Raw genomic sequence first — 1,067 nt, forward strand, 5'->3', positions numbered from 1 at the left:
GCCGCTTCTAAAGTCAAAGGAGTCGAACGCGATCCCGGCGCGATACAAACATGCTTCACACCAAATCGGTGAAGCTCAGTCAAAATGGTCTCTGACCAAATTCGATTGAGAACCGCTTGATCGTAACTCATGATGCCACTCCAAGCGGCGGATGATCGGAAATCAACGTTAACAGCGTCGACATCTTTTTATCTAACTCAGCCCATTCGTGTTCAGCAACTGATCCAGGAACAATACCCGCTCCAGCAAACAGCTGAACTTGATCGCCAAGCACCAATGCACTTCTTATTGCCACACAAAACTCTGCGCGTTCATGGCTGATATAACCCATAGAGCCAGCATACCAGCCACGAGCAAACGGCTCGTTATCAAGGATGAACTGCATCGACTCTTTACGAGGCAAACCTGCCACTGCGGCCGTCGGCTGCAATGCAGAAAGCAGTTGTACGCCATTTGTGCCTGTTTTTAAGCTTGCATGAATATTACGTTTGAGGTGCTGCACCTTACGTAAACGCACCAATCTCGGTTCGGTTTCTACTTCTACTATTTCAGAATGAGGAGAAAGGCGTTCTACGATATCGTCCACGACGTACTGGTTTTCGTTTAAGTTTTTTGAATCCTGAGATAACCAATTCGCCAATTCCATATCATGAGTGGCATTGTCGCCACGACCAATGGTGCCCGCTAAAGCTTCGGTATGAAGTTCATGTCCAACACGAGAATACAAACGCTCTGGCGTAGAGCCCATAAAACTGTGTTTGCTGTCTAAACTCAACAAGAAATGAAAGCTGTGATGGTTGTTCAAATAGCTCGCTTTAAGCAGTTGTGCAGCGCTCAACCGGTTATCCAGTTGGACAGTAGAGCGGCGAGCCAACACAACTTTTTTAAACTCATCATTCTCAATCCCAGTCAGAACTTTATGTACCAGCGCATCCCACTCAGATTTGATAGGAGTATGAACAATCGAGCGAATGTGTGACGAGATCGGAGGTAAAGCGGCGACATCGCAAATAAGCTTTCTCAAGCCTGCAAGTGTGCGCGCTTTGTCTTCAGTAGGTTAACCGCAA

The 1,067-nt window shown here is 47.0% G+C and carries 1 pseudogene; it reads right to left on the bottom strand.

The features are described 5' to 3' along the window. Window positions 1-127: 127 nt before the first annotated feature. A pseudogene (locus R7190_RS25825) lies at window positions 128-1,024 on the bottom strand (isochorismate synthase MenF); the annotation flags it as partial. Window positions 1,025-1,067 lie beyond the last annotated feature (43 nt).

The sequence above is a fragment of the Vibrio sp. 1078-1 genome (genome assembly GCF_033340475.1).